Below are 265 nucleotides of genomic sequence, written 5' to 3' on the forward strand. Positions count from 1 at the left end.
CCGCCACTGCTCGAGCAGCCAGCGGCAGCCCTCGACGGTCTCCTCCAGGCCCGCGAGGCACGAGGCCGGGTCGTCCTGCCAGTCCGGGCCGCGGTCCTCGTGGGGCGAGAGCGGGTAGAAGAGCTGGGCGCCGAGGTCCCGGACGCGACGGCTGCGGGCCTCGCTCGCCTCGGCCCGATCCGGCCGTGATCGCGCGCGGACGACGGCGCCGGCCAGGTGGGCGGACTCGGCCCGATCGGAGCGGTCGAGCATCCAGGTGAGCCGG

1 protein-coding gene is annotated in these 265 nt (G+C 77.0%); it reads right to left on the reverse strand.

Translation table 11 applies throughout. The annotated features are described in order from the left end of the window. Positions 1-265, reverse strand: a 265-nt coding sequence (locus G6O54_RS37195) for a hypothetical protein (protein ID WP_165236249.1), incomplete at both ends; no start/stop codon positions are given.

This window comes from Aquisphaera insulae, assembly GCF_011064615.1.
Classification (GTDB): Bacteria; Planctomycetota; Planctomycetia; order Isosphaerales; family Isosphaeraceae; genus Aquisphaera; species Aquisphaera insulae.